This window comes from Barnesiella sp. CU968 (genome assembly GCF_905219685.1).
In the GTDB taxonomy this organism is placed as follows: Bacteria; Bacteroidota; Bacteroidia; order Bacteroidales; family Muribaculaceae; genus Lepagella; species Lepagella muris_A.
This window is the reverse complement of sequence record NZ_CAJMXD010000552.1, coordinates 1-1466: the sequence shown is the minus strand read 5'-3', so window position 1 is coordinate 1466 and position 1466 is coordinate 1. Positions and strand designations below refer to the sequence as shown.

At 32.3% G+C, this 1466-nt stretch carries 2 protein-coding genes; both read left to right on the top strand.

Features of this window, described 5'->3' with window-relative positions; genetic code table 11:
* The first annotated feature begins 17 nt into the window (after window positions 1-17).
* Window positions 18-635, top strand: coding sequence for a M949_RS01915 family surface polysaccharide biosynthesis protein (locus JX312_RS13630; protein WP_370541514.1), 618 nt, complete (start codon window positions 18-20; stop codon window positions 633-635).
* Window positions 636-1071: 436 nt separating this feature from the next.
* A partial coding sequence (locus JX312_RS13625) for a DUF4304 domain-containing protein (RefSeq protein ID WP_204458456.1) occupies window positions 1072-1466 on the top strand: 395 nt, incomplete at its 3' end.

Here is a 1466-nt window from a genome sequence, read left to right as displayed (position 1 = left end):
TCCATAATTCAAATTTTATGGCAAAGTTAGGAACTTTACAGACAAGCTTAAATACGCTATCGCGGACGGTTGTACCAAAGGAGATCAGTTATACAGGGGAATTTTTAAGTTGTACAGAATGGGCTGATAAGTTAGGTGAAAATTATCTAATAATCAGTCAATCTCCTGTACACAAAGAGGTATTGCCGGAAAGTACGCCCATATCATCTAAAGAACTGTATGCACGGCATTACATAAAAGACGGAGAACATTATTCTATTCTATGGCAACTTTATGATTTCTTAAAAGATGGTTACTGTGGAATGTTCTCTGTTGATTATTTGTGCGAACCGTATGTTAATGATTTTGACCGTGACGGCATTTGTGAAACATGGCTTGTTTATCAATTAGGGTGTCGCTCCGACTTTTCGGGTCCTAACCTCACGATGAAAATCATTATGCACAGCGGCAATAAGAAGTATGCTATTCGTGGAGAAAGAGATATGTTGTTTCCGCAATCTTATGGCATATCTCCTGAATTGGGAAAATTCCAAATGGATGATAATTATAGGACATTGCCAGAGAGTGTTCGGAATTTCGGAATAGCATTATGGCACAAGTTCCAAGTGGAAGATTTGAAATACTTAATGGAATAGGAAATATAAAATACGGTGATAACAAGACGGGATAACGGACTAACGCCGTTCCCCGTCAAGCCATTACTAACAATACGAATAACTCTTTATGATAAAATTCATTTTAGATGCGATGTATTATCAGATATTCATATTTAATAGGGATAAATTTATATTGGAAAATCCACATGAGCGGACGATACAGATAATATGTGGAATATTATTTCTTCCTGTTATAGTATTGACATATCTACTGATAGAGGAGAATTTCAATTATAAAACCCCTTTTGTGTTTTTCATCATAATCTATATTTTATTATATAAGACATTGTGTTATTACTTTATTTTATAATAACACATCGTCATTGGCTAAAAATTATACAATAAAGATTTAATAAGTTAGTAACGACGAAAGATAGCATCTGACGATGCTCCTTTCTAACCATTATAAAACAATATGTATATCAAAGAACTATCGAAAGGAATAAAAATAAAAGGTTTTAAAAAGAATAGCTTAACTTGGTTATGCCAATGTGATCCTTTTGTTTATATGTTCAGAATTGAACCAGGCAAATATTGTGATAAAAATTGGCAATATTATACTTTGGAGATAGGAATCTATTCTTCAGATGTTTTTGCTTTGTGTTGGGGTAAAGTGCCAAAGGGTAAAAGTGTAAAAAATACAGATTGTTGTTTGAGAGGTAGCATTTCTGATTTCTTTCAAGAAAATGGCGACATTGAATTTTATGAAGATGTAGATGTAAAGGAATTACAAGAAAGAATAAATTTCTTAATTGAAAAAGATATTATTCCTTTCTTTAATAAAATCAAATCATTTGAAAAGCTATATAG

Excerpts from the sequence above, each read along its gene's own strand:
- JX312_RS13630 (WP_370541514.1), top strand. The coding sequence starts at position 18 with ATGGCAAAGTTAGGAACTTTACAGACAAGCTTAAATACGCTATCGCGG.